The organism is Bradyrhizobium sp. SZCCHNR1002, assembly GCF_032381435.1.
Lineage (GTDB): Bacteria > Pseudomonadota > Alphaproteobacteria > Rhizobiales > Xanthobacteraceae > Bradyrhizobium > Bradyrhizobium aeschynomenes.
The window spans coordinates 642,681-667,376 of sequence record NZ_JAUHIS010000004.1; the positions used below are offsets into that span (position 1 = coordinate 642,681).

General features: G+C 65.8%; 23 protein-coding genes. 20 read left to right on the top strand and 3 right to left on the bottom strand.

The genetic code is table 11. The features are described 5' to 3' along the window. Positions 1 to 38 precede the first annotated feature (38 nt). From QX108_RS22550 to QX108_RS22625, 16 genes are all read left to right on the top strand, one after another. Positions 39 to 896: a xanthine dehydrogenase family protein subunit M gene (locus QX108_RS22550; protein WP_315719409.1), complete on the top strand. Its 858-nt coding sequence runs from the start codon at positions 39 to 41 to the stop codon at positions 894 to 896. A gap of 22 nt (positions 897 to 918) precedes the next feature. After that, complete coding sequence (locus tag QX108_RS22555; protein WP_315719410.1) at positions 919 to 1,827, top strand: MoxR family ATPase; 909 nt, start codon at positions 919 to 921, stop codon at positions 1,825 to 1,827. Positions 1,828 to 1,991: 164 nt separating this feature from the next. Continuing rightward, entirely contained in the window at positions 1,992 to 3,197 is a 1,206-nt protein-coding gene (locus tag QX108_RS22560) for a VWA domain-containing protein (protein ID WP_315719411.1), read from the top strand. A gap of 20 nt (positions 3,198 to 3,217) precedes the next feature. Further along, positions 3,218 to 3,541, top strand: a complete 324-nt coding sequence (locus QX108_RS22565; RefSeq protein WP_315787343.1) for an XdhC family protein — start codon at positions 3,218 to 3,220, stop codon at positions 3,539 to 3,541. 3 nt (positions 3,542 to 3,544) lie between these two features. Further along, positions 3,545 to 4,246, top strand: coding sequence for an XdhC family protein (locus QX108_RS22570; RefSeq protein WP_315719413.1), 702 nt, complete (start codon positions 3,545 to 3,547; stop codon positions 4,244 to 4,246). Further along, the gene (locus tag QX108_RS22575) at positions 4,243 to 5,850 is read left to right on the top strand and encodes a molybdopterin-binding/glycosyltransferase family 2 protein (RefSeq protein WP_315787341.1); all 1,608 of its coding nucleotides are present in this window, start codon (positions 4,243 to 4,245) and stop codon (positions 5,848 to 5,850) included. Before QX108_RS22570 ends, QX108_RS22575 begins: the two co-directional genes overlap by 4 nt. A gap of 273 nt (positions 5,851 to 6,123) precedes the next feature. Beyond that, complete coding sequence (locus tag QX108_RS22580; RefSeq protein WP_315719415.1) at positions 6,124 to 6,528, top strand: DUF4189 domain-containing protein; 405 nt, start codon at positions 6,124 to 6,126, stop codon at positions 6,526 to 6,528. 118 nt (positions 6,529 to 6,646) lie between these two features. Next, positions 6,647 to 7,060 (top strand): DUF2000 family protein, encoded by a 414-nt coding sequence (locus tag QX108_RS22585; RefSeq protein WP_315787339.1) that lies wholly within the window; start codon positions 6,647 to 6,649, stop codon positions 7,058 to 7,060. A gap of 139 nt (positions 7,061 to 7,199) precedes the next feature. Beyond that, on the top strand, positions 7,200 to 8,225 hold the full coding sequence (gene adhP, locus QX108_RS22590) for an alcohol dehydrogenase AdhP (RefSeq protein ID WP_315719417.1): 1,026 nt from the start codon (positions 7,200 to 7,202) through the stop codon (positions 8,223 to 8,225). Positions 8,226 to 8,319: 94 nt separating this feature from the next. Then, positions 8,320 to 9,600 carry an alpha-glucosidase/alpha-galactosidase gene (locus QX108_RS22595; RefSeq protein ID WP_315787336.1) on the top strand — a complete coding sequence of 427 codons (1,281 nt, stop codon included), beginning with the start codon at positions 8,320 to 8,322 and terminating at the stop codon, positions 9,598 to 9,600. 116 nt (positions 9,601 to 9,716) lie between these two features. Then, complete coding sequence (locus QX108_RS22600) at positions 9,717 to 10,388, top strand: TetR/AcrR family transcriptional regulator (RefSeq protein WP_315787334.1); 672 nt, start codon at positions 9,717 to 9,719, stop codon at positions 10,386 to 10,388. After that, positions 10,385 to 11,161, top strand: a complete 777-nt coding sequence (locus tag QX108_RS22605; RefSeq protein WP_315787331.1) for an efflux RND transporter periplasmic adaptor subunit — start codon at positions 10,385 to 10,387, stop codon at positions 11,159 to 11,161. The genes QX108_RS22600 and QX108_RS22605 overlap by 4 nt, the downstream gene beginning before the upstream one ends. Next, positions 11,158 to 12,096 (top strand): ABC transporter ATP-binding protein, encoded by a 939-nt coding sequence (locus QX108_RS22610; protein ID WP_315787329.1) that lies wholly within the window; start codon positions 11,158 to 11,160, stop codon positions 12,094 to 12,096. Before QX108_RS22605 ends, QX108_RS22610 begins: the two co-directional genes overlap by 4 nt. Next, positions 12,093 to 13,253 carry an ABC transporter permease gene (locus QX108_RS22615; RefSeq protein ID WP_315787326.1) on the top strand — a complete coding sequence of 387 codons (1,161 nt, stop codon included), beginning with the start codon at positions 12,093 to 12,095 and terminating at the stop codon, positions 13,251 to 13,253. Before QX108_RS22610 ends, QX108_RS22615 begins: the two co-directional genes overlap by 4 nt. A gap of 39 nt (positions 13,254 to 13,292) precedes the next feature. Continuing rightward, complete coding sequence (locus tag QX108_RS22620) at positions 13,293 to 14,606, top strand: adenylate/guanylate cyclase domain-containing protein (protein ID WP_315787324.1); 1,314 nt, start codon at positions 13,293 to 13,295, stop codon at positions 14,604 to 14,606. A 93-nt stretch (positions 14,607 to 14,699) separates the two neighbouring features. Then, positions 14,700 to 16,379: a tannase/feruloyl esterase family alpha/beta hydrolase gene (locus QX108_RS22625; protein WP_315787322.1), complete on the top strand. Its 1,680-nt coding sequence runs from the start codon at positions 14,700 to 14,702 to the stop codon at positions 16,377 to 16,379. Positions 16,380 to 16,397: 18 nt separating this feature from the next. Here QX108_RS22625 and QX108_RS22630 read toward each other — a convergent pair whose 3' ends face one another. Then, positions 16,398 to 16,859, bottom strand: a complete 462-nt coding sequence (locus QX108_RS22630; protein WP_315726096.1) for a DUF488 domain-containing protein — start codon at positions 16,857 to 16,859, stop codon at positions 16,398 to 16,400. A 31-nt stretch (positions 16,860 to 16,890) separates the two neighbouring features. Continuing rightward, positions 16,891 to 17,715 (bottom strand): DUF72 domain-containing protein, encoded by an 825-nt coding sequence (locus tag QX108_RS22635; RefSeq protein WP_315719426.1) that lies wholly within the window; start codon positions 17,713 to 17,715, stop codon positions 16,891 to 16,893. A 153-nt stretch (positions 17,716 to 17,868) separates the two neighbouring features. Between QX108_RS22635 and QX108_RS22640 the strand changes: the two genes are divergently transcribed. From QX108_RS22640 to QX108_RS22650, 3 genes are all read left to right on the top strand, one after another. Then, complete coding sequence (locus QX108_RS22640) at positions 17,869 to 18,069, top strand: hypothetical protein (protein WP_315719427.1); 201 nt, start codon at positions 17,869 to 17,871, stop codon at positions 18,067 to 18,069. A 366-nt stretch (positions 18,070 to 18,435) separates the two neighbouring features. Further along, a complete protein-coding gene (locus tag QX108_RS22645) occupies positions 18,436 to 19,569 on the top strand; it encodes a glycosyltransferase family 2 protein (protein ID WP_315719428.1) in 1,134 nt (377 codons plus the stop codon). Next, positions 19,566 to 21,083: a glycosyltransferase family 39 protein gene (locus tag QX108_RS22650; protein WP_315787319.1), complete on the top strand. Its 1,518-nt coding sequence runs from the start codon at positions 19,566 to 19,568 to the stop codon at positions 21,081 to 21,083. The genes QX108_RS22645 and QX108_RS22650 overlap by 4 nt, the downstream gene beginning before the upstream one ends. A gap of 8 nt (positions 21,084 to 21,091) precedes the next feature. Here the strand turns inward: QX108_RS22650 and QX108_RS22655 are convergent, their stop codons facing one another. Continuing rightward, entirely contained in the window at positions 21,092 to 21,892 is an 801-nt protein-coding gene (locus tag QX108_RS22655; protein WP_315719430.1) for an FkbM family methyltransferase, read from the bottom strand. Between the two features lie 698 nt (positions 21,893 to 22,590). Between QX108_RS22655 and QX108_RS22660 the strand changes: the two genes are divergently transcribed. Further along, the gene (locus tag QX108_RS22660) at positions 22,591 to 23,748 is read left to right on the top strand and encodes a tlde1 domain-containing protein (protein ID WP_315719431.1); all 1,158 of its coding nucleotides are present in this window, start codon (positions 22,591 to 22,593) and stop codon (positions 23,746 to 23,748) included. Positions 23,749 to 24,696: the final 948 nt, after the last annotated feature.

The following is a 24,696-nucleotide window of genomic DNA, read 5'->3' on the forward strand; positions in this document are numbered from 1 at the left end:
CCCCGCCTCAGCCGCCCGCCGCGACAGGACATTCCCCCATGTACGAATTCAAATATCACCGGCCGGCCACCGTGCGCCAGGCCGCGAATCTCCTCACCAAGAACGAGGACGCCAAGCTGGTCGCCGGCGGCCACACGCTGGTCCCGGTCATGAAGCAGCGGCTCGCCAGCCCGCCGCATCTGGTCGATCTCTCGCATGTCGAGGGGCTCGACACGATCGAGGTCAAGGGCCGCAACCTGGTGATCGGCGCCATGGCGCGCCATGCTGATGTCGCGAACTCCGCCACCGTCGGCGAGGCGATCCCGGCGCTGGCGCATCTCGCCGGCCTGATCGGCGACCCCGCGGTGCGCCATCGCGGCACCATCGGCGGCTCGATCGCCAACAACGATCCGACCGCGGACTATCCGGCGGCGTGCCTCGCGCTCGGCGCCACCATCGTCACCAACAAGCGCAAGCTGAAGGCCGAGGAGTTCTTCCAAGGCCTGTTCACGACCGCGCTGGAGCCGGATGAGATCATCACCAAGGTGAGCTTCCCGCTGGCGAAGAAGGCGGCTTACGTCAAGTTCCGCAACCAGGCTTCGCGCTACGCCCTGGTCGGCGTGTTCGTCGCGCGCCGTCCCTCCGACGTGCGCGTCGCCGTCACCGGCGCCGGCGGCAACGGCGTGTTCCGCGTCACCGCCTTCGAGGAAGCGCTGCAGAAGCGCTTTTCGCCGAAGGTGTTGGAAGGCATTCCCGTCTCGGCCGAAGGCCTCAACAGCGACATTCACGGCAGCGCCGAATATCGCGCCCACCTGATCGGCGTGCTGGCGCGCCGCGCGGTCGATGCCGCCAATGCCGAGGCCAAGGCCTCGACGGCCTCGTCGGAAGCCGCCGAGCCCGAAGCTCCGGCGTCGTGACGTCGAAGGAAGCAGTCTCGCCATGAGTGCTCCGGCCCTGCCAGCATCCGTCGATGCGATGCTCGAACTGTTGTCCTCGCGCGGCTATCTGGCCGAGCGATCGCTGGCGACGGTGACCTTTCTGTCGCTGCGCATGGGCCGGCCGCTGTTCCTCGAAGGCGAGGCGGGCGTCGGCAAGACCGAGATTGCCAAAGTCCTGTCGGCCGCGCTCGGCCGCAAGCTGATCCGGCTGCAATGCTACGAGGGTCTCGACGTCGCGTCCGCCGTCTACGAGTGGAATTCGGCGGCGCAGATGATCGCGATCCGGCTCGCGGAAGCCGGTGGCGACGTCGACCGCGATCAGCTCACCTCCGACATCTTCGCCGATCGCTATCTGATCAAGCGCCCGCTGCTGCAGGCGCTGGAGCCGGATGTTGCAGGGAGCCCGGTGCTTCTGATCGACGAACTCGATCGCGCCGACGAGGCGTTCGAGGCCTATCTGCTCGAGATCCTCTCCGACTTCCAGGTCACGATCCCCGAGTTCGGCACCGTCAAGGCGCCACATCCGCCGATCGTCATCATCACGTCGAACCGCACCCGCGAGATCCACGACGCGCTGAAGCGGCGCTGCCTGTATCACTGGGTCGACTATCCCTCCGCCGAGCGCGAGCTCGCGATCGTCAAGACGCGTCTGCCCGGCATCTCGCAGCGGCTGTCGCAGCAGATCGTGCGTTTCGTGCAGGCGTTGCGCAACCAGGACTTCTACAAATCGCCGGGAGTCGCCGAGACGTTGGACTGGGCGACGGCTCTGACCGAGCTCGATGCGCGCTCGCTGAATGCCGAAGTCGTCGGCGACACGCTGGGTGCGCTGCTGAAGTATCAGGACGACATCGCCCGCATGCAGGGCGATGCGCTGAACAAGGTGATCAAGGACGCGACCAGCGAGACGTGAGCCGAGGTCGTGCAACAATAAAGCTCGTCATTCCGGGGCGCCCGGAGGGCGAGCCCGGAATCCATACTCACGATCGTGGTTATGGATTCCGGGCCCATGCTTCGCATGTCCCGGAATGACGACCTCGGTTTGAGGCGCGTCTGAACTGACGAGGGGATCAGGCCATGCCCACCAGCATCAATCACCTCGCGCCGCCGACCGGCGGCATCGCCGATAACATTGCGGGCTTTGCGCGTGCGCTGCGGGCCGCTGGTCTGCCCGTGGGACCGGGCGCCGTCATCGACGCCATGACCGCGCTCGAGGTCATCGACATCGGCAAGCGGCCCGATGTCTTCACCACGCTGGAATCGATCTTTGTCAAGCGCCACGAGCACGCGCTGATTTTCGCCCAGGCCTTCGACCTGTTCTTCCGCCCGGCCGAGGAATGGAAGTCGATGCTCGATTCGGTGCCGTTGCCGGATCACGCCAAGAAGAAGCCGCCGCCGGCCTCGCGCCGCGTCCAGGAGGCGATGTCGCAGCCGCAGATGCATGAGGAGCCGAAGGCGCAGGAGCAGGATCTGCGGCTGTCGGTGTCCGACCGCGAGGTGCTGCAGAAGAAGGACTTTGCGCAGATGAGCGCGGCGGAGATCGCCGAGGTCGCGCGCGCCATCGCCAAGATGCGGCTGCCGCAGGCCGAGCTGAAGACCCGCCGCCACACCACAGATCCGCGCGGCCACCGCATCGACATGCGCAAGACCTTGCGCCAGGCGCTGCGCACCGAGGGCGAGATCATCAACTTCCATCGTCTCGGGAGAATCGAGAAGCCGGCGCCGATCGTGGCGCTGCTCGACATCTCCGGCTCGATGAGCGAGTACACCCGGCTGTTCCTGCATTTCCTGCATGCCATCACCGATGCCCGCAAGCGCGTGTCGGTGTTCCTGTTCGGCACCCGGCTGACCAATGTCACCCGCGCGCTGCGGCAGCGCGACCCGGACGAGGCGCTGGCGAGCTGCTCGGCCAATGTCGAGGACTGGGCCGGCGGCACGCGGATCGCGACGTCGCTGGAGACCTTCAACAAGCAATGGGCGCGGCGCGTGCTCGGGCAGGGCGCCATCGTGCTTTTGATCTCCGACGGGCTGGAGCGCGAGGCCGACAGCAAGCTCGCCTTCGAGATGGACCGGCTGCACCGCTCGTGCCGGCGGCTGATCTGGCTGAACCCGCTGCTGCGCTATTCCGGCTTCGAGGCCAAGGCGCAGGGCATCAAAACCATGCTGCCCCACGTTGACGAATTCCGCCCGGTACATAACTTGACCTCGATCGAGGCCCTGATCTCGGCGCTGTCGGCGCCGCTGCCGCCGCATAGCCGCAGCGCGATCCGGCCCGCCGCCTGATCAGTCCGAAGGAGATTGCCATGCTCGACCGCGACGAAGACATCCTCAAGGCCGCCGAGGACTGGCACAAGGGCGGCCACGGCGTGGCGCTCGCCACAGTGGTCGAGACCTGGGGCTCGGCGCCGCGGCCGGTCGGCTCCAACCTCGTGATCAATGACGAGGGCACGTTCTTGGGCTCGGTGTCCGGCGGCTGCGTCGAGGGCGCCGTGGTCACCGAGGCGCTCGACGTGATCTCCAGCGGCCAGTCGAAGATGCTGGAGTTCGGCGTCGCCGACGAGACCGCCTGGAATGTCGGCCTGTCCTGCGGCGGCACCATCCGCGTATTCGTCGAGAAGGTGGGCTGAGGCATGGACCTTCGCACACTGGCCGAGCTCAATGCCGAGCGCGCCGCGCGCCGTCCGGCGATTCTCGTGACCGACGTCGCCTCCGGCGAGCAGCGCCTGGTCAAGGCTGCGGCGATTGCCACCGATTCCCTGGCGGACGAGCTCGCCAAGCATCTGCGCATGGGCAAGAGCGGCATGGTTGAAGCCGCCGGTAAGCGGCTGTTCCTGAACGTCTACGCGCCGACGGCCAAGCTCGTCATCATCGGCGCCGTCCATATCAGCCAGGCCTTGGCGCCGATCGCCAGGTCGCTCGGCTACGACGTCACCGTCGTCGATCCGCGCACCGCCTTTGCAAGCCCCGAGCGCTTCCCCGACGTGCCGCTGATCGCCGAATGGCCCGACGTGGCGCTGCCGCCGCTCAACGTCGATCACTACACGGCCTTCGTCGCGCTGACGCATGATCCGAAGATCGACGATCCGGCGCTGCTGCACGCCTTCTCGCGCGACTGCTTCTATATCGGCGCGCTGGGCTCGCGGAAGACCCACGCCAAGCGCGGCGACCGCCTGCGCGCGCAGGGGGCGACTGATGCCGACATCGCGCGCATCCACGCGCCGATCGGGCTCGCCATCGGCGCGGTGTCGCCCTCGGAGATCGCCGTTTCCATCATGGCGCAGATCACCGCGACATTGCGGCTGCCGGCCAAGGAGAAAGAGCAGGCGGCATGAAGTTCGGTCCTGCCAGTCCGGCCGAGGCGATCGGCGGGGTGACCGTTCACACCCTGCGCAAGGGATCATTGGTGCTCAAGAAGGGCACGCTGATCGGTCCCGCCGAGGTCGAGGCGCTGGTCGGGCAAGGCGTCAACGAGATCGTCGTGGTCCGGCTCGAGGCCGGCGACGTCTCGGAGGATGAAGCCGCCGCCGATGTTGCCAAGGTCGTGGCGGGCGAGGGTATCCATGTCGATCGCGCCTTCACCGGGCGCGCCAATCTGTTCGCGGCGCAGCCCGGCGTGCTGATGATCGACCGTGCCGCCGTCGAGCGCATCAATGGCGTCGACGAGGCCATCACGTTTGCGACCCTGCCGGCTTTCAAGCCGGTGGTCGAAGGCGAGATGGTCGGCACCGTCAAGCTGATCCCGTTCGGCGTCGAGGGCCGCCTGCGCGATGCGGCCGTGGCTGCGGCCGGCAAGGGGGCGCTCAGCATTGCGCCCTATGTCGTCAAGCGCGTCGGCGTGGTCTCGACCATGTTGCCGGGTCTCGCACCCAAGGTGATCGACAAGACGCTGCGGGTGACCGCAGAGCGCCTGGCGCCGGCGGGCGCGGGCATCATCGCCGAGCGCCGCGTGCCGCATGAGCAGGCCGCGCTGGCCGCCGCAATCAACGAGCTGCTGGCGCTCGGGGCCGAGCTCGTGATCGTGTTCGGTGCCTCCGCCATCGCCGACCGCCGTGACGTCATCCCCGCCGCCATCACCGGCATCGGCGGTGCGATCGAGCATTTCGGCATGCCGGTCGACCCCGGCAATCTGCTGTTGATCGGCAGCGCCGGCGGCGTGCCCGTGCTGGGCGCTCCCGGCTGCGCACGCTCGCCGGCCGAGAACGGTTTCGACTGGGTGCTGATGCGGCTGCTGGCCGGCATCAAGGTGACACGCGCCGAGCTCACGGCGATGGGTGTCGGCGGCCTGCTGATGGAGATCGTGACGCGGCCGCAGCCGCGCGCCAAGCCGGAGGCGGCCGTGGACGAACGCAAGGTGGCCGCAGTGGTGCTCGCCGCGGGACGCTCGACCCGCATGGGCGGACCGAACAAGCTGCTGGCCGAGCTCGACGGCAAGAAGCTGGTGCGGATCGTGACCGAGCAGGCGCTGGCCTCCCGGGCCTGCGAGGTGATCGTCGTGACCGGCCATCAGGCCGAATTGGTCGAGAACGCGCTGTCCGACCTCGACGTCCGCTTCATCCGCAATCCCGACTTTGCCGGCGGGCTTGCCGGCTCGGTGAAATCAGGCATTGCCGCGGTGCCCGAGGGCGTCGATGGTGCGGTCGTGTGCCTGGGCGACATGCCTCTGGTGTCGTCGGATCTCCTTGACCGCCTGATCGCCGCCTTTGCGCCCGATCGCGGCAATTTGATCGTCGTCCCCGTGTCCGAGGGGCGCCGCGGCAATCCCGTCCTGTGGTCGCGCCGCTTCTTCGCCGAGTTGATGACGCTCGACGGTGACGTCGGCGCCCGGCATTTGATCGCCAAGCACACCGAGGCCGTCGCCGAGGTGCCCGTCGACGGCGACAGTGCCTTTCTCGACATCGACACGCCGCAGGCGCTCGAGGCCGCGCGGCGGGTCTGATCTTTGCCGTCTGCGGGACTCTCACCTCGTCATTCCGGGGCGCGCAGAGCGCGAGCCCGGAATCCATACCCCCAGCAAGCCGTGTGAGGCACGCTGGTCGTGAGCATCTCGCCTCACGACATCGTCCTGTGGTTATGGATTCCGGGCTCATTCGCGCTTGTGCGCGAATGCCCCGGTATGACGCCGGTCAGAACCCGCACCTCAACCTCCCATTCACCAAGTTTCAACGACCCCCGGCTAGATTTGCCGTATTGGGCCTCGGGGGAGGAAAAAGTGATCATTTCGACCGCTGCGCGTCGTCTCGCGCTGTTTGCATTTGGCTTGACCGTGATCGTCGGCGCTGCGCGTGTGGCGAGTGACGGCGCCATCAGCCCGGCGCATGCCGCCGGAGCCTTCGCCATCGGCCAATGCGCCGCCTACGGTCAGGCTTTCGATTATCCGGCGGAGCATCTCGCCAAGGCGGCGGCGCTCAAGCAGTGCAAGGGTGAGTGCACGGCCGTGACGATGAAGAAGGCGTGCGCCGCATTCGCGGTCGATCTGGCGAATCCGTGCGGCGCCCACGGCTACGCCGTCAGGCCGAAGATCTCGGCCTCGCTCAACGACGCCACCCGGGAGTGCTACAAATATGGTGGCAAGGAATGCGTCATCCGCGCCTGGGTGTGCGACGCCAAGGGCTGATGGCCCTTTACGGCTGCGTAGCGCGCCCGGTTCCCGCACGCTTCAGTTTCAATCAACGCTTCACGCCCGGAGTAGCTCGGCTATTCTGGGCGTCCGCATTTTTGGAATTGGACGTGACATGCAATTCGACACCAAGATCGCGCTGATCATCCGCAACGATCTCGAAGCCTGGCAGAAGCTCAACGTCGCGGCATTCCTTGCCAGCGGCATTGCGGCCGCGTTCCCCGAGTGCATCGGCGCGCCCTACGAGGATGGCTCCGCGACGAGCTATCACGCGCTGATCGGCCAGCCGATCCTGATCTACGGTGCACCGGACAACGCAGCCTTGGCACGTGCGTTGGATCGTGCGTTGTCGCGCGATGTGAAGCCGGCGCTCTACACCGAGGACATGTTCAAGACCACGCATGACGAGGCCAACCGTGAGGCGGTAAGGGCTGTGGCGCGCGCCGATCTCAATCTGGTGGGTTTGGCGTTTCGTGCAGAGCGCAAGGTGGTCGACAAGGTCGTCGACGGGTTGAAGCTTCACGCATGATATCGAGGGATGCGTCGACTTTGCAGCTGTCATGAAACTGTTACATGCTGCGCATCAAAGCAGCACTCTTATTTGACACCGATCAAGACCGACACCGTTCAGCGTCGTTAGTTTGCGCCTCAACATGAGGAGCAGACAGATGCAGACCATGAAAGCCGCAATCGTCAAAGCCTTCGGCAAGCCGCTCGTCATCGAGGATGTTCCGGTTCCCGTGCCGGGTCCAGGCGAGCTCCTCGTCAAATTGAAGGCCTGCGGCGTTTGTCACACGGACCTTCACGCCGCCTCCGGAGACTGGCCGGTGAAACCCGTGCCGCCCTTCATCCCCGGGCATGAGGCCGCGGGCATCGTCGCCGCGCTCGGGGCCGGCGTCACCGACTTCAAGGTCGGCGATGCCGTTGGCGTGGCGTGGCTGCATGATGCCTGCCTGCGCTGCGAATATTGCGAGACCGGTTGGGAAACCTTGTGCGAGCATCAGCACAACACCGGCTACAGCGTGAACGGCGGCTTCGCGGAATATGTGATCGCCTCTGCGGCATTCGCCGCGCGCCTGCCGGCCAATGTGAACTTCGCCAAGATCGCTCCGATCCTCTGCGCAGGCGTGACGACCTACAAGGGCCTCAAGGAAACCGACACGCGTCCGGGCGAGTGGGTGGTGATCTCCGGCGTCGGCGGCCTTGGTCACGTTGCGATCCAGTATGCAAAAGCGATGGGGCTGAAGCCGATCGGCCTCGACATCGCCGAGGACAAGCTGAAGCTCGCGCTGGAGGCGGGGGCCGAGCATGCGGTCAACGCGCTCGACAAGGATGCCGTGGAGCGGGTGATCGCCATCACCGGTGGAGGCGCTCATGGCGTGCTGGTCACGGCGGTGTCCACGCCGGCTTTCGCGCAGGCGCTGCACATGGTCCGCCGCAAGGGCACGGTCAGCCTCGTGGGCCTGCCGCCGGGTGAATTCCCGACGCCGATCTTCGATGTCGTGCTGAAGCGCATCACCGTCCGTGGCTCGATCGTCGGTACCAGGCGCGACCTCGACGAGGCGATCGCCTTTGCCGCCGAAGGCAAGGTGACGGCCGAGGTGACGACGGCGCCGCTGTCGGAGATCAACACGATCTTCGACCGCATGAAGGCCGGCAAGATCGACGGTCGTGTGGTGCTCGACTTCAACTGATACGTCGGCCCTCATTGAGGCGCCGCCCCGCAAGACGAGGCGGTGATTTGATCTGGATCAGGATGCTGACGCGCGGCGCTGGCACAAATTGCCGATGACCGCCGTCACCAAGATCGTCTTCCTCGGCGCGAGCAGCGCCTCGTTCGGTCTCAGCGTGTTTCGGGACCTGTTCTCGACGCATGATCTGGCCGGCTCGACGCTGGTCCTGGTCGGGCGCGACCCGACCCGGCTGGCCCGATCGGAGCGATTGGCCAGGCTGCTGAACGAGATGTCCGGCGCTGGGCTCAGGATCGAGGCGACGACGGATTGGCGAGCGGCTCTCGACGGCGCCGGCTTTGTGATCCATGCCACCGCGATCGACCGCAACCGGCTCTGGAAGCTCGATTTCGAGGTGCCGCGCAAATACGGCATCCGGCATACGCTGGGCGAGAATGGCGGGCCGGGCGCCTTGTTCTTCACGCTGCGCACCCTGCCGGTCGTCTTCGATTTCGTGCGCGAGATGGAGCTGCGCTGCCCGGATGCGCTGTTCATCAATTTCTCCAATCCCGAGAGCCGCATCATCCTTGCGCTGGGGCGTCACAGCCGCCTCAAACATATCGGCCTCTGCCACGGCATCTTCATCGCGCGCAGCCAGGTGGCGTCCATCCTGGGACTGGCCGAGGAACGCGTCGAAGTTTGGGGCGCCGGGCTGAACCATTTCCAATGCCTGACGCAGGTCCGGGACCGCGAGACCGGCGAGGATCTCTATCCGCAGCTTCGCGAGATGGAGCGGAGTCACGACGCCAAGGTCGCGCCGTTGACGCGCGCGCTGCTGCGCGACTTCGGGGTCTGGCTCGGCTGCGGTGACAGTCACGTCGGCGAGTATCTCGCCTATGGCTGGGAGGCGGGCGAGGGCGGTTACGACTTTGCGTGGGACGAGGCGGAGCGGGCCAAGCTGATCCGGCAGATCGATGAGGTCCTGTCCGGTCGTGCCGAGATGCCGGATTGGTGGCGAATGCCCTCCGGAGAGCGTGCCATCGCCGTGATCGGCTCGGTGCTGCACGACCGCAGGCAGGTCATCGAGTCCGGGGTCGTGCATAACCGTCACGTCATCCCCAACCTTGCTGCCGACGCGGCCGTCGAGGTGCCCGTGGTGGCGGATCGCGTCGGCATCCATCCGGTCTCTCTGGGCCCACTTCCCGATGCTGTGGCGAAGCTGATGTCGATCCAGGTGCAGGTGCAGCAGCTGGCGGTGCAGGCGGCCATGACGGCATCCAAGGAGATCGCGCTGCAGGCGCTGCTGATCGATCCCGTCGTGAATTCGGCTGCTGCCGCACGCCAGCTTCTGGACGAGCTTTGGGAGATCAATCGGCCCTACATCAGGCCCTGTGTCTGACCCCGTCCGGTTGACTGTCTCGAACGTCCGAGCCGTCGCTTGGGAGGGCCCTCCCGAACCAGCTCTCGTGAAACCTCTTTACATTGACTGACTAGTCAGTCATATATCATCCCATGATGGAACCAACGAAATTGCGCCGAGGCGAGGCTCAGGCGGGCAGGCCAACGGAAACGGGAGCCGCCCCCTCGCGCCGGGCCGATCGAGCGGCCGAGCGGCGCACCGCGATCGTGCAGGCCGCGATGGATGAGTTCATCGCCCGGGGCTTTGCGGCGACCCGGCTCGACGACATCGCCAAGCGCGCCGGCGTCGCCAAGGGCACGATCTATCTGCACTTCAAGGACAAGGAATCGATGTTCGAGGAATTGATCCGGACCGCGATCGTGCCTTTTGTCGGCCGTCTTGCGGCCCCGCTGCCGGCAGGCGGCTCGGTTCGCGACATGGTCGAGGCCCTGGCGAAGATGTTTCTCCAGGAGGTCGCCGGCACGCGCCGTGGCGATCTCGTCCGGCTCATCATCGCGGAAGGACCGCGCTTCCCGGCGATTGCCGACTTCTACTACCGAGAGGTTGTGTCCCGCGGGCTCGCCGCGATGCGTGCGCTGATCCAGTTGGCGATCACGCGCGGCGAGATCCGCGAGCCAACGCTCGTCCAACATCCGCAGCTGATGATCGCACCGATGATGGTGGCGGTGCTCTGGAAGAGCCTGTTCGAGCGCCATGCGCCGCTCGACGCGGAGGCGATGCTGCAGACGCATCTCGATCTGATCTTTGGCCCGAGGAGGCCGACATGAGCCTGCTGCACTGCCTCGCCGTGCTGGTCACGGCGTTCAGCTTCAACGGCTGCAAGGACACGCGCGATCCCGGCTATCAGGGCTGGGTCGAGGCCGACATGATCTTCGTGAGCCCCGACGAGGCGGGGCGGATCACGAAGCTGAACGTGCATGAAGGGGACGAGGTCAAGGTCGGTGATCCGCTCTATTCGGTGGATGACGACCTGCAGCAGGCCGATCTCAATCAGACCAAGGCCACGCTCGCCAATGCGCAGCAGACCTATGATCGCGCGGCGGCCCTGAGCAAGACCGGGGCGGGAACGCAGGCGACGCTGGACTCGGCCGTCTCGGCGTTGCGCGTCGCCGAGGCTCATCTGGTGACATCGCAGACCCGGCTGGCGCGGCGCAAGGGCGTGGCGCCCGTCGCCGGCACCATCCAGCAGATCTATTTCCGCGAGGGCGAGATGGTCGCTGCGCAGCGTCCGGTGCTGTCGATCATGCCTCCGGGCAACATGAAGCTGCGATTCTACGTGTCGGAGCCGGATCTGCCGAAGTTCGCCGTCGGCGACGAGGTCCGCGTGACCTGCGACAATTGCGCCGCCGACCTCACCGCGCGGGTCTACTTCCTCGCGACGTCCGCGGAGTATACGCCGCCGGTCATCTACAGCCTCGATGAGCGCCACAAGCTGGTCTACCTGATCCAGGCGCGACCTTCGCGGCCGGATGCGCTCCGCGTCGGTCAGCCCGTCAGCATCTATCCACATCCCAAGACTCCGGTGGCGGACAAGCAATGACCGGCGCCGCGCCAGCCGAGATCGCGATCGACGTCCGGGGACTGACCAAGTCCTTCGGCGGCCGCGAGGTCGTGCATGATCTGTCGATGCAGGTCAGGCGCGGCTCGATCTACGGCTTCCTTGGGCCCAACGGCTCAGGCAAGACGACGACGATCCGCATGCTGTGCGGTCTGCTGACGCCTGATGGCGGCGAGGGCACCTGTCTCGGCTTCGACATCCTTCGCGATGCCGACAAGATCAAGCGCCGCGTCGGCTACATGACGCAGCGCTTCAGCCTGTATCAGGACCTGTCGGTGCGCGAGAATCTGGAGTTCGTCGCAAGGCTCTACGGCATGGCCGATCCGCAAGGTGCGGCGCGCGACATGGTGCGGCGGCTCGGCCTCGCAGGGCGCGAGCGCCAGCTCGCCGGCGAATTGTCCGGCGGCTGGAAGCAGCGGCTCGCGCTCGGTGCCTGCACCCTGCCGAACCCGCAATTGCTGCTGCTCGACGAGCCCACCGCCGGCGTCGACCCCAAGGCGCGGCGCGACTTCTGGAACGAGATTCACGCGCTGGCCGGCGAAGGCCTGACCGTGCTGGTCTCGACCCACTACATGGACGAGGCCGAACGTTGTCATGAGATCGCCTACATCGCTTATGGCCATCTGCTGGCGCACGGCTCCGTCTCCGAGGTGATCGCGCAATCGGCGCTTACCACATACACGGTGAGCGGCGCCGATCTGCGCGAGCTCACCACCTCGCTGGCCGGCAAGCCCGGGGTGGACATGATCGCGCCGTTCGGCACCAGCCTGCACGTGTCCGGCCGCGACCGCCGCGCGCTGGATGCCGCGATCGCGCCCTGGCGCGACAAGGCTGATCTGCGCTGGGAGGAGGCAGCGCCCTCGCTCGAGGACGTCTTCATCGACCTGATGAACCGCTCGCGGGACAATTTCCAATGAGCACCCCGGGCAGGCTCGATCATTCCGCCCCCGAGCGGTGGTTCGGCTTCTGGCGCCGCACCTATGCAATGCTGGTCAAGGAGTTCATTCAGCTCAGGCGCGACCGGGTGTCGTTCGCCATGATCGTGATGATCCCGGTGATGCAGCTGATGCTGTTCGGCTACGCCATCAACACCACGCCGCACCATCTGCCGGCGGCGGTGCTGCTGCAGGAGGACAGCGATCTCGGCCGATCGATCCTGAAGGCGATGGAGAACACCGCCTATTTTCGCTTCACCCGCGAAGTCAGCAGCGTCGCCGAGTTCGACGACCTCCTGCTGTCCGGCAAGGTGCTGTTCGGCGTCGAGATCCCGCGCGGCTTCGAGCGCGCGGTGCGTCGCGGCGACCGTCCGGCGCTGCTGGTGGCCGCGGATGCCACCGATCCGGTGGCGGCGTCCTCGGCGCTGTCCTCGCTCGGCATGATCGTGCAGACCGCGCTCGCCCACGATCTCTACACCGGCAATCCCGTCACGACACCGTTCGAGATCAGGGCCCACGCCCGCTACAATCCGGCTGCGTCGTCGCGGCTCAACATCGTGCCGGGCCTGGTCGGCACCATCCTGACCATGACGATGCTGATCTTCACCGCCCTGTCGGTGACCCGGGAAATCGAGCGCGGCACGATGGAGAGCCTGCTGTCGATGCCGATCAAGCCGGTCGAGGTCATGCTCGGCAAGATCATCCCTTATGTGATGGTCGGATTCCTGCAGGCCACGATCATCATCGGCATCGGCGTGCTCCTGTTCGGCGTGCCGATCATGGGAAGCCTGCTGCTGCTGGCGCTGCTCTCGACCCTGTTCATCGCGACCAACCTCTCGATCGGCTACACGTTCTCCACCCTGGCGCAGAACCAGCTGCAGGCGATGCAGCTGTCGATGATGTTCTTCCTGCCCAGCATCCTGCTGTCCGGCTTCATGTTCCCTTTCCTGGGCATGCCGCAATGGGCGCAGATCCTCGGCGAGTGTCTGCCGCTGACGCATTACCTTCGGATCGTCCGCGCCATCATGCTCAAGGGCTCGACGCTCCAGAACCTGCAATATGATACGATCGCCCTGGTCGGCCTCATGCTGTTTGCGATGACGGTCGCCGTCTTCCGCTTCCGCCGCACCCTCGATTGAGGCACAATGCCGGCCGGGCATGGAGGCGGCTGGGGCACGATGACGATCTCTGGGGGGCTAGAGACCGGCGAGAGGTTGGCGGGAACGTCGGCGGCGTTCGACCTGGCGCTGATGCGTCAGACGTTGAACACCGAGTTGCTGCGTGTGAAGGCCCTGATCGCGACCGCCGCGTTGTTTCTCGTGATCTCTGTGCTGGTCGAGATCTTCCAGCCGAAGATCTCGGAGTGGATCTGGCCGAGCCGGGTGGGGGTGCTCTACGTCTACGCGATCATCGCTGCATTCATCGGCTTCGAGACGCTCATCCTGTTCAGGATCAAGGCGGACATCCGCCTCGGCCGGGATGTTCCTGTGATCTGGCGCTACGTCAGCGCGCTGGTCGAGACGTCGCTGCCCACGTTGGTGCTCATGCTGCAGATCGAAGGCATCGGCCACGACAAGGCGCTCGGCTTCGGCGCGCCGCTGGTCTATTTCATCTTCATCATTCTCTCGACGCTTCGGCTCGATTTCTGGCTGTCGAGCTTTACCGGCCTGGTGGCCGCGGCCGAATTGCTGATCGTGGCGCTGGTGGATCGTCCCTCCATCGACGTGAGCCAGAATCCCGAGATCTATTATCATGGTGAGCGCAGCTTCATCATCCTGCTGTGCGGCCTGCTCGCGGGAGCCGTCAGCGTGCAGCTGCGCCGGCAGTTTGCGGCGAGCATCGAGGCCGCATCGGCGCGCGATCGGGTCACCGATCTGTTCGGCCAGCACGTCTCACCGCAGGTCGTCGAGCGTCTGATGAAGGAAGGCACGGCAGAGGCGCGCGACATCCGCGAGGTTGCCGTCATGTTCGTCGATTTCCGTGGCTTCACCGCCGCCGCGCGATCGAAGCCCCCGCAAGAGGTCGTGGATCGTCTGGACGGCGCATTCGCCGTGCTCGTCGAAATCCTCGAGCGGCATGGCGGCATCGTCAACAAGTTCCTCGGTGACGGCTTTCTGGCGCTGTTCGGTGCGCCGTTCGAATCGCGCGATGCCGCCGCGCAGGCGGTCCTGGCGGCGCGCGAGATGGTGATCGCGATGGAGCGCGTGAATGCCTTGTCGTCCTGGCCGCTGCGGATCGGGATAGGCATTCACCTCGGCGAGGTCGTCGCCGGCAGCATCGGCTCGCCACGCCGCAAGGAGTACACCGTCATCGGCGACACCGTGAACTTCGCCTCGCGGCTGGAGGCGCTGAACAAGGAGTTCGATTCGCAGCTCCTGATCTCTTCCGAGGTGCGGCAGGCGGCGGGAGACGGGGCGCAAGACGCCGTCTTCCACGGCGAGGTTTCGGTGCGGGGCTATGACAGGCCCTTCGAGGTGTGGCAATTGCAATAGGCCGTGCGCGGATGCTGCGCGACCTGGGCAATTTACATTGCCCGAAACCCGCGCTTAACTGCGCGCAACGAACAGAATATTAGGGGGGAATGCATGATCCGAACCGGGATGTCGCTTGTGGCCGGGCTGGCGCTCGTAGGCGCGGCCGGCTCTGCGCAGGCCGAGGATGCTGGCTGCAGCAAGGTGACCGCGGAGGCGCTGAAGGTCTCCGGGCTGACCCTGACCGGATCGAAGCTTCAGGAGGCTGCGGATGGCCTGCCGCGCCACTGCATCCTCTCCGGCAAGGTCAATGAGCGGACCGGTGTCGACGGCCGTGCCTATGCGATCCAGTTCGAGATCCGCCTGCCGGAGACTTGGAATGGCCGCTTCCTGCATCAGGTCAATGGTGGCAATGACGGCGTCGTGGTCCCGGCGCTTGGCGACAAGGCCGATGGTCTCGTCAGTGGCGGCGTGACGCCGCTCGCCCGCGGCTTCGCGGTGCTGTCGTCCGACAGCGGCCATTCCGGAAGCGATCCCGCCAACAAGCCGCGCGGCCTTGCGGCCGGTTCGGCCTTCGGTCTCGATCCGCAGGCCCGGCGTGATTACGGCTATTCGGCCGACATCACCCTGGCGCCGATTGCCAAGGCGATCATTGCGGCGCACTACGGCAAGAAGCCGGATTATTCCTACATTGCCGGCTGCTCCAATGGCGGTCGCCACACCATGGTGGCTGCCGAGCGCATGCCCGAGCAGTATGACGGCTTTCTGGTGGGCAATCCCGGCTTCAACCTGCCGCGCGCCGCCGTGCAACACGCCTGGGACGTGCAGGCGCTGACCAAGGCCGACGCGGACATCCGCAAATCGATCACCCGCGAGGATGCCAAGCTGATCTCGTCCAAGATCGTCGAGCTTTGCGACGGGCTCGACGGCGCCAAGGACGGACTGACGGCGAACCTCAAGGCCTGCCAGAAGGCATTCAGTTTCGACAGCCTGCGCTGCGCGGCGGGGGCCACGGAGGCCTGCCTTCCGGCCGCCAAGGTCGACGCGCTGAAGAAGAGCTTTTCCGGTCCGCACAATTCGAAGGGCGAGCCGCTCTACTCGGATTGGCCGGTCGATGGCGGCGTCGGCACCGGCAACTGGCGTGCCTGGAAGGTCGAGAGCCCGGTTGCGCCCTGGAACAACCTTCCGATCATTGCCACCATGGGCGGGGCTTCACTCAACTACATCTTCTCGACTCCGCCGGTCGAGATCGAGGGCTCGCCCGACAAGCTGGTCGAGAAATTACAGACCTACGACTTCGACAAGGACGCACCGAAGATCTACGCCAAGGACGGACCGTTCACGGAATCCGCGATGGATTTCATGACGCCGCCCGCCGTGGACAATCCGACCTTGCCGGCCTTCCAGGGCGGCGCGCGCAAGATGCTGATCTATCACGGCCAGGCCGATCCGGTGTTCTCGGTCAACGACACCATCCGCTGGTACGAGAAGCTCAACGCCAATCTGCAGGGCAAGGCCGATGGTTTCGCGCGGCTGTTTGCGCTGCCCGGCGAGACCCATTGCGGCGGCGGCGTCACCCTGGAGAAGTTCGATGCGCTGGGCGCGCTCATGGACTGGGTCGAGAAGGGCAAGGCGCCGGAGGCGATCACGGCGACGGTGAATGCAGCCAACAAGGAGGTCCCGTCGAACTGGAGCCCGCAGCGGACCCGGCCGCTTTGCCCGTGGCCGAAATTTGCCAGATATGTCAGCGGCGACATCGAGCAGGCGTCGTCCTTCAGCTGCGCTGCGGAGTAACAGCCGGAGCGCAACGGCCTAAACCTGAGGTGCGACCAGATTCTCGATCCGGACCTTGTCGCGTTCCTCGATGATCTCGGCGATCCATTGCCGGTGACAATGGGCGTGGTCGCGCTCGTAGCACAGCAGGCATACCGGGCCGGCGCTCTTCACCAGTGACGCCAATTCGTCCATCTGCTCCTTTGCCTGCGGCGTCTTCAGATGCTGGCTGTAGATCCGATGCAGCGTATCGTAGTGGCCGCTGCGGGCGGCCTCGCGGCCTTCCTTCGGCGTGCCGAGCCCGCGCAGATGAACGTAGGCGATGCCGCGCTCGTCGAGCCCGGCCGCGAGCTGGCTCTTGGAGAAGCCCGGCCGGCGCGAGGCGGCGACGGCACGGACATCGACCAGCAGCTTGACGCCGGCCGATTGCAGCTCGTCGAGCACGGCCTTGGCCGGGGTGTGCTCATAGCCGATGGTGAACAGCGTCTTGCTCTTGGCCATTATGTTCTTGGCCATCATGCGCCTCCTTGGGTCAGCTCACGCGCTCGATGAGCTCCATTGCACCCGCCGGCGCGCGCACCTTGCCTTCGTGGATGACATAGGCGAACACGTCGCGCGGCGTCTTCTTCAGCGACGTCTCGTCAACCCGCGGCAAATCATCCGGTTCGTCACCGGCGGCCCAGAGCTGCAGCCGCTTGGCCCAGGCATCGAGCTGCTTCGGCGGATAGCAGGTCTTCAACTCGTCATTGCCCTTCTGCAAGCGCGCATAGACGAAGTCGGCGGCGACGTCGGCAATTGCCGGATACTTGCCGTGCTCCGCGAACACCACCGGCGTTGCGAATTCGCGCAGCAGCGCGACGAAGCCGGGCACGCAGAAGCTATCGTGCCGCACTTCGACCACATGGCGCAGCTTGCGGCCGTCCAGCTCGCGCGGCAGCAGCTCCAGGAACTTGCCGAAATCGGCCTCGTCGAATTTCTTGGTCGGCGCGAACTGCCACAGCACCGGGCCGAGCCGGTCGCCGAGCTCGAGCACGCCGGTGTCGTAGAAGCGCTTCACGGAATCGCCGGCCTCGGCGAGCACACGGCGATTGGTCGCGAACCGCGGGCCCTTCAGCGAGAAGATGAAGCCGTCCGGCACCTCGCGCGCCCATTTGCGAAAGCTCTCCGGCTTCTGCGAGCCGTAATAGGTGCCGTTGATCTCGATCGAGGTCAGCTTGGACGCGGCGTATTCCAGCTCCTTCGATTGCGGCAGCTTGTCCGGATAGAACACGCCGCGCCAGGGCGCGAAGGTCCAGCCGCCGATGCCGATATAGATCTGGCTCTTGGATTGCGAAGCGCGTGCAGGAGCTTTGCTCACTGGAGGTTCCGTTGCTGGCGAGAGGGAGGTAGCCTGCGGCAGAGTAGTCAACTGCGGCGCTTCTGACCAGTTTCGGCGGTGTTGCGTTGCCGCTCTTCCAGCCATGCTGAGCCTCGTGTATCGAGGGGACGGCTGGGAAGGGGAGATGTGACCATGAAAGCGGAATCGGTCGGCGGCCTGCTGGGCGCGATCGTCGCGGCGGCCGTGCTGGCGGCGGCGTTCTATTACGTTCCTGTGGGGCCGATGGCCCGTCCGGTGCAGCCGGCCAAGGTCGAGGTGCCTCCGACGGCCGTGCAGACCGTCCCGGTCGCGCCGGCGGTGCGTGGTCCCGTCGTGCGCGAGGTTCCAAACTAGGAAGTCGGATGAGCGTAAGCGACATCCGGGACCCGACGAGCTGGACCGGAGAACCCGGATGTCGCTGCGCTCATCTGGGCTACGGAATTGGGCGCCCCTTGAATCCCGTCCGGGGCACCCCATTTGGGTACAGACGGTGACGTCGAGCTCCGCAAGGGTTCCGGCACCGAGACGACCACGGCAGAGTGGCTGCGCCGGATGTACGCGCACCCTTTGTTTGTGGTCGTTGTCGTTTTTGGGCCGGGCGGCCTCGAGCCATGCCTTCTGGGCCCGTTGCGCAGCAGCGCCACATGCCGGGCTTTTTGCACCGTTGGCCGACCGCCGCGCTTGGCAGGGTGGGGTGCGGCGGATATACGCATCCGCACCATGAACGAAGCCATCCGAACGGCCCCGCCAGTGCCGCTGCAAACCGCTGATATTCCGATCGTTTCGGTGGTCGTCCCGACCTTCAACGAGCGCGACAATGTCACCACGCTGTACCGGCGGCTGGAGGCGACGTTCAAGGACGTGCCGTGGGAGGTGGTGTTCGTCGACGACAACTCCCCTGACGGCACCTGGCAGGTGGTGCGCGAATTGTCGCGCAACGACAACCGGGTCCGCGGCATCCGCCGCATCGGACGCCGTGGATTGTCGGGCGCCTGCATCGAGGGCATCCTCGCCGCCAGCGCGCCCTATGCGGCCGTGATCGACGCCGATCTGCAGCATGACGAGACCCAGCTGCCCAAGATGCTGGCTCTGTTGCAGAGCGGCGCTGCCGAGCTCGTGGTCGGCAGCCGCTACATCGCAGGCGGCAGCGCGGCCAGCTTCGACAGCAAGCGGGCAGGGGCCAGCGCCTTTGCTACCGAGATCGCGCGCCGCGCGCTCAAGGTCGAGGTCAACGACCCCATGAGCGGCTTCTTCATGATCCGCCGCGACCGCTTCGAGGAGATCGCGCCGAAGCTCTCGACCCAGGGCTTCAAGATCCTGCTCGACATCATCGCCAGCGCCGAAGGTGGGCTGCGCACCCTGGAGGTGCCCTATACGTTCGGCTCGCGCCTGCATGGCGAAAGCAAGCTCGACTCGATGGTCGCGCTCGACTTCCTCGGCCTCGTGCTGGCCAAGATGACCAACGACGTGGTGTCGCTGCGCTTCCTGCTGTTTGCCATGGTCGGCGGCACCGGCCTCGTCGTGCATCTCGTCACGCTCTTTCTCGGTCTCAACGCGTTCGACCTGCCGTTCGCGGAGGCGCAGGCGCTCGGCGCCTTCGTCGCGATGACCTCGAACTTCATCCTCAACAACTTCCTCACCTATCGCGACCAGCGGCTGAAGGGCTTTGCCATCCTGCGCGGCCTGCTCGCGTTCTACCTGGTCTGCTCCGTCGGCCTGCTCGCCAATGTCGGCGTCGCCTTCTCGGTCTATGACCAGGAGCCGATCTGGTGGCTGGCGGGCGCCGCCGGTGCGCTGATGGGCGTGGTCTGGAATTACGCGATCTCCGGATTGTTCGTCTGGCGCAAGCGATGACCTCTGCGGCAGGCGCCGACGATGCCCGGCTGGTCCGCAACGTCTGGCTGACCATCGCGGGCCTCGTCGTGCTCAGGCTGGCCGCTGCAGCGGTCACGCCGATCACCTTCGACGAAGCCTATTACTGGATGTGGTCGAAGCATCTGGCCGGCGGCTACTACGACCATCCGCCGATGGTCGCCGTCGTGATCCGCCTGGGCACGCTGATCGCCGGCGACAGCGAGCTCGGCGTGCGTCTGGTCTCGGTCCTGCTCGGCCTGCCGATGAGCTACGCGGTCTATCGCACCGCGCAGATCCTGTTCGGCAGCGTGCGCGTGGCGGCCACCGCGGCGCTGCTGCTCAACGTCACGCTGATGGCCGCGGTGGGCACGCTGATCGTGACGCCCGATGCGCCGCTGCTGGTGGCGTCGAGCTTCGTGCTGTTGTTCTGCGCCAAGGTCCTGGAGACGGGCAGGGGCGTGTGGTGGCTCGCCGTCGGTGCCGCCGTGGGCGCGGCGCTGCTGTCGAAATACACCGCGATGTTCTTCGGCGCGGCGATCCTGATCTGGCTCGTGGCGGTGCCGAAGCTGCGGCATTGGCTGGCCTCGCCTTGGCCCTATCTCGGCGGCATCGTGGCGTTCGTGATCTTCTCGCCGGTGATCCTGTGGAATGCCGATCACCAATGGGTGTCGTTCATCAAGCAGCTCGGCCGCGCCAAGGTCGAGGACTTCCGGCCCGTCTACATCGCCGAAATCGTTCCGACCCAGTTCGCCTTCGCGACCCCGCTCGTCTTCATCCTCGGCGTGATGGGCCTCTATGCCCTGGCGCGGCGCCGGGCAGGCGAGGCGGCGTCGCGCGTCCTGATCGAGGCGATGGTCTGGGTCATCGTGGTCTATTTCGTCTGGCACTCCCTGCATGCACGGGTCGAAGCCAACTGGTTCGCGCCGATCTATCCGGCCTTCGTCGTTGCCGCTGCTGCTGCCGCGCATCTCGTCGCCTGGAAGCCGCGCGAGCGGCGCACCGCCGCCTTCTGCCTGCGCTGGGCGCTGCCGGCCGGCATCGTCATGTTCGTCGCCCTGATCGTGCAGGCCAACACCGGCTGGCTCTCGGGCTACAAGCGCGATGCCACCGTGCGCAGCGTCGGCGTCGGCTGGCAGCCGCTTGCGGCGGCGATCGAGGCGGCGCGCGCTCGCGCCGGCGCGAACTGCGTCCTCGCAATGGATTATGGGACCACCGCCTGGCTGTCGTTCTATCTGCCGCCCGGGACCTGCGTGCTGCAGCCGATCCAGCGCATTCGCTGGGTCAATTTCCCCGAGCCTGATCCGGCCAAGCTCGCGGGCACGCAGCTGCTCGTCGACGAGGCGCAGATCGCGACGCGGTTCTACGTCGAAAACACCTTCGCCCGGGTCGAGAAGGTCGGAGAGGCCGAACGCAGGCGCGGACCCCTGACCATCGAAACCTACGCCTTCTATGCGCTCAGCCAGCCGAGGAGCGAGATCATCGATCGCACGCCGCCGCCCGAGCTGCTGCGCTGAGGCGCGCCTCAGGCCTGCTGCGGGATGACGTCCGCCAGCGTCCTGTCCCGGCCATGGATCGCGACCATGTTGATGCCGGCGTCGATGGTCTTGTAGCCGCGGCGTTCGAGCCATTGCCGCAACTGCTCGGCATCGGTCTTGATCTTCTCGATCAGCATGATCGGCGTGCAGCGCTCGATCGTCGCCGCCGCCCCTTCGAGCGCCTCGATCTCCATGCCCTCGACGTCGAGCTTGATCAGATCGCAGCGTGGCAGGTTGAAATCGTCCAGCGGCAGCTTGCGTACCTCGACGGTGTTGTTCGCGTAGTCGATGGCCTGACCGATGAACTCGGTGTTGGGCCGCTGGCGCAGTTCGAGGCTGCCGAAGCTCGACGGCGTCAGATAGTTCGGGCTGGGAATGTCGAGCACGCCGCGCTCCGAGGACACCGCAGCATGGACGGCAATGGCGTTGAAGCAGTTGTTGATCGCGATGTTGCCGGCGAGCGCGTAGTAGATGCGCTCCTGCGCCTCGATCGAGAGCACGGAGCCCCAGCCGGTCATCGCCTTCGCCCACTCGATGGTATGGACGCCGATGTTGGCGCCGCAGTCGATCGCGACCGCGCCATCGCCATGGTGCCTGCGGCGCAGGTTGAGCAGGCGCACCGCGAGTTGCACCTCGCTTGGATCGAAAGCTCCCGTCTCCAGGATCTGGTAGCCGACGCCGTAGCCTCTGTTGGCATCGACCATGCGGTAGTCCAGCCGGTTGACGATCATCGTGCCGTTGTTGCTGGAGGCCAGGACGAAGGCCAGCTTCCGGTCGGGGATCTGCATGGAAGTCCTTCTCGTGTCGTCTCGGCAGGAGCGGACGCGGTACGATATGCCGACGGGGTGATGCGAAGAATCGGCCGCTACCATACTGCCGCCAATCGAAAGAAGCCGCCAAATCCGGACTCTTACGGACGCAATCGGCCGGCCGTGGTCGCGGCTGACTGGAGAGCCGTGGCCATCCGGCGCCGTAGAGAGCGATCTGCGCCCGTGCGCCGCGCTCCGGCTCGGCCGCCGGCTGCGCCTCGGCAACCGGTGCTCGCGCGGCTTTATGTATTCAATACTTGCGCGGGGAGCGGGAACGTCGGTTTCGCAGCGGCCGGGCCGGGACCTTTGACGACCCACGACTTGGACTTTTACCTGGTTGATCTGCCGAAGCGAGAGATCATCGGCCGCCCCCCTGTATTGGAGGCCAATCGTTAACGCGACCTGCGATGTTTTACGGATTCCGGCGGCCGTCGAATGCTGCCGCCCCGGAATGCCCCGGTGCGGCATTATTGCTTCTGCCTGCAATTTTGCCCTGTTTCCGCCCTCTTTGCCGGCAAAACAGACCTTCATGGTTAACCCGCCCTTAATCCGCCAAAACTTAATCAGCATTTAACTAAAAGTCGCCTTAATGAAGCTTGGTGCTTCTGCGAGATGCAAAGCGGGTGTCCGTGACGCATCGCGTGAGAGTTTTCGAGTATTCGTTCGGGCGTGAGTGAATGAGTAAAAGTCGAGCTGCGTTGACCGCACGAAACCGCAGGAAGTCTTCCCTGGTCGCTTTCTCTCATAAATTGATCGGTGGCGCGGCGATCGCATGCCTGATCGGCGGCTGCGCCGTGACGGTCTACACCAAGATCATCGCCGCCGACGCTTATCCCACCCTTGGCAGCATCGAGCAGGACGAGCCCGTCGTGCGCCCGACGCCGCGGCTTGTGACGCGGAACGCTGCGGATGCCGTGGGGGACGCCTTCTCCGCATTTCCAGAAACTCCGGCCGTGACCACCGTCGCCGCCATCACGCCGCAGATGTTCAACGACCGGTTCGGCGCCGCCGTGCCGCAGGGCGTCGCCTCCAATGCCGCCGCCGGCGCCCCGCCGCTGCCCCGGCTCGCTGAGGCCGCGCCGCCCAAGCTGCTCGAAGCTCCGAAGGCGCCGGAGGCGCCCAGGGTCGCCGAGGCGCCGAAGAAGGACGCCCGGCCGCCGATGCAGCTGGCGCTGGCCAACACCAATTCCAAGCCGCAGGCGCAGCCGGCCACCACGCCGGCACAGGCCGCCGAGGCGAATGCGCCGAAGAACAGCTTCTCGCTGCGCGCGATGACCGAGCGCGCCAAGGCGGCCGTGCTGTCGATCGCCGGCGAGCGTCACTCGATCCAGGAAAAGCTCTGGGGCAAGCCGGAGAGCCAGGACGGTGGCCTGCTGGCATATGCCTCGGCTGACTCCAACATCACCGCGTCGATCGCCAAGGATCCGACCCGTGGCGGCCGTCCGCCTTACGATCTGAGCACGGCCGTGTACGACATCTCGGCCAAGGCGGTGTATCTGCCCGACGGCACCAAGCTCGAGGCGCATTCCGGCCTCGGCGACAATCTCGACAAGCCAAGCTCGGAGAAGATCAAGATGCGCGGTGTCACGCCGCCGCACATCTACGAGCTGAAGCCGCGCGAGGCGCTGTTCCATGGCGTGCCGGCGCTGCGGCTCAATCCGATCGGCGGCGAGGACGCCATCCACGGCCGCAACGGCCTGCTGGCGCACACCTTCATGCTCGGACCAAACGGCGATTCCAACGGCTGTGTGTCGTTCCGCGACTACTACGCGTTCCTCGATGCCTACAAGAACAAGGGCATCCGCAAGCTCGCCGTCCTCGCCCGCATCGACTGAGCCGGGCAGGGGGCGACGTCCTCCTGTTGCGATCTCCGTCATCCCTCCAGATCTCTCCGCGTCGTCATTCCGGGGCAGCCCACAGGGCTGAGCCCGGAATCCAAACTCTATCGGGCGTATGGATTCCGGGCCCAGCCGCGTGCGCGGCTGTCCTGGAATGACGAACTGAGTTAGCAGACCGCATCACAGTCTTGTTGCTACGAGGCGCAATCCTCCGAAGCAGCCCCGCGATCCTGCGAGAGCAATTGCGTCGCTTCGCTCGCAATGACTCGGCATGCATCGTCGTTCTCGCACCCGCTTTCGCGTCCGAGCGTTGGATCGAATCGCCCCTCGAAATTCACGAGAGGGCGCGGGGAATGCCGGGTGAGGGCCTCACCCATGGCCCGCCTGCAGAAAAAAAGCAGGCGGCAGTCACCACAGGTTCAGCCGGACACTCCGGCATTCCCCGCGCGATGGCTTGACGGCTTATACGTGGTCTCCCTGGTGCGCCGGCTGTCTGGCCACCATCGGTCGGAGCATGTCGGGCCCCAAGACCTTGACACCAGCGTCGGGGTGTCAGGACATCACGACTTCGCCGTGCGCACCGTCTCGTTCGTCGGCATGACCGAGGTCACGCTGCGAGGCGACACGCCCACCGCATCCCGCCCTCCACGTTCGTGACGATCGCGAAGCGCCCCTCTCATGAGGACGGGACGGGGAGGAGAATGCATGAATTCCGATTTTTGGAAACAGAAAAATGCGCGGCCTGTCGGACGGAGCGGCTGATCGCATTGAAGGGTTTCAACAAATGAGTTCTTCCGCGCGGGCGTTTGGCCGCCGTCCGACGGGACTGATGACCCCGATGATCAGGCAAAACACACAACTGATTTGCCCGTCGAGGCTGGGCAAGAATCTCGGGCGTTTTGCGTGGCGGGATGTACGATTCGGCCTATGACGAATCGCCCGTTC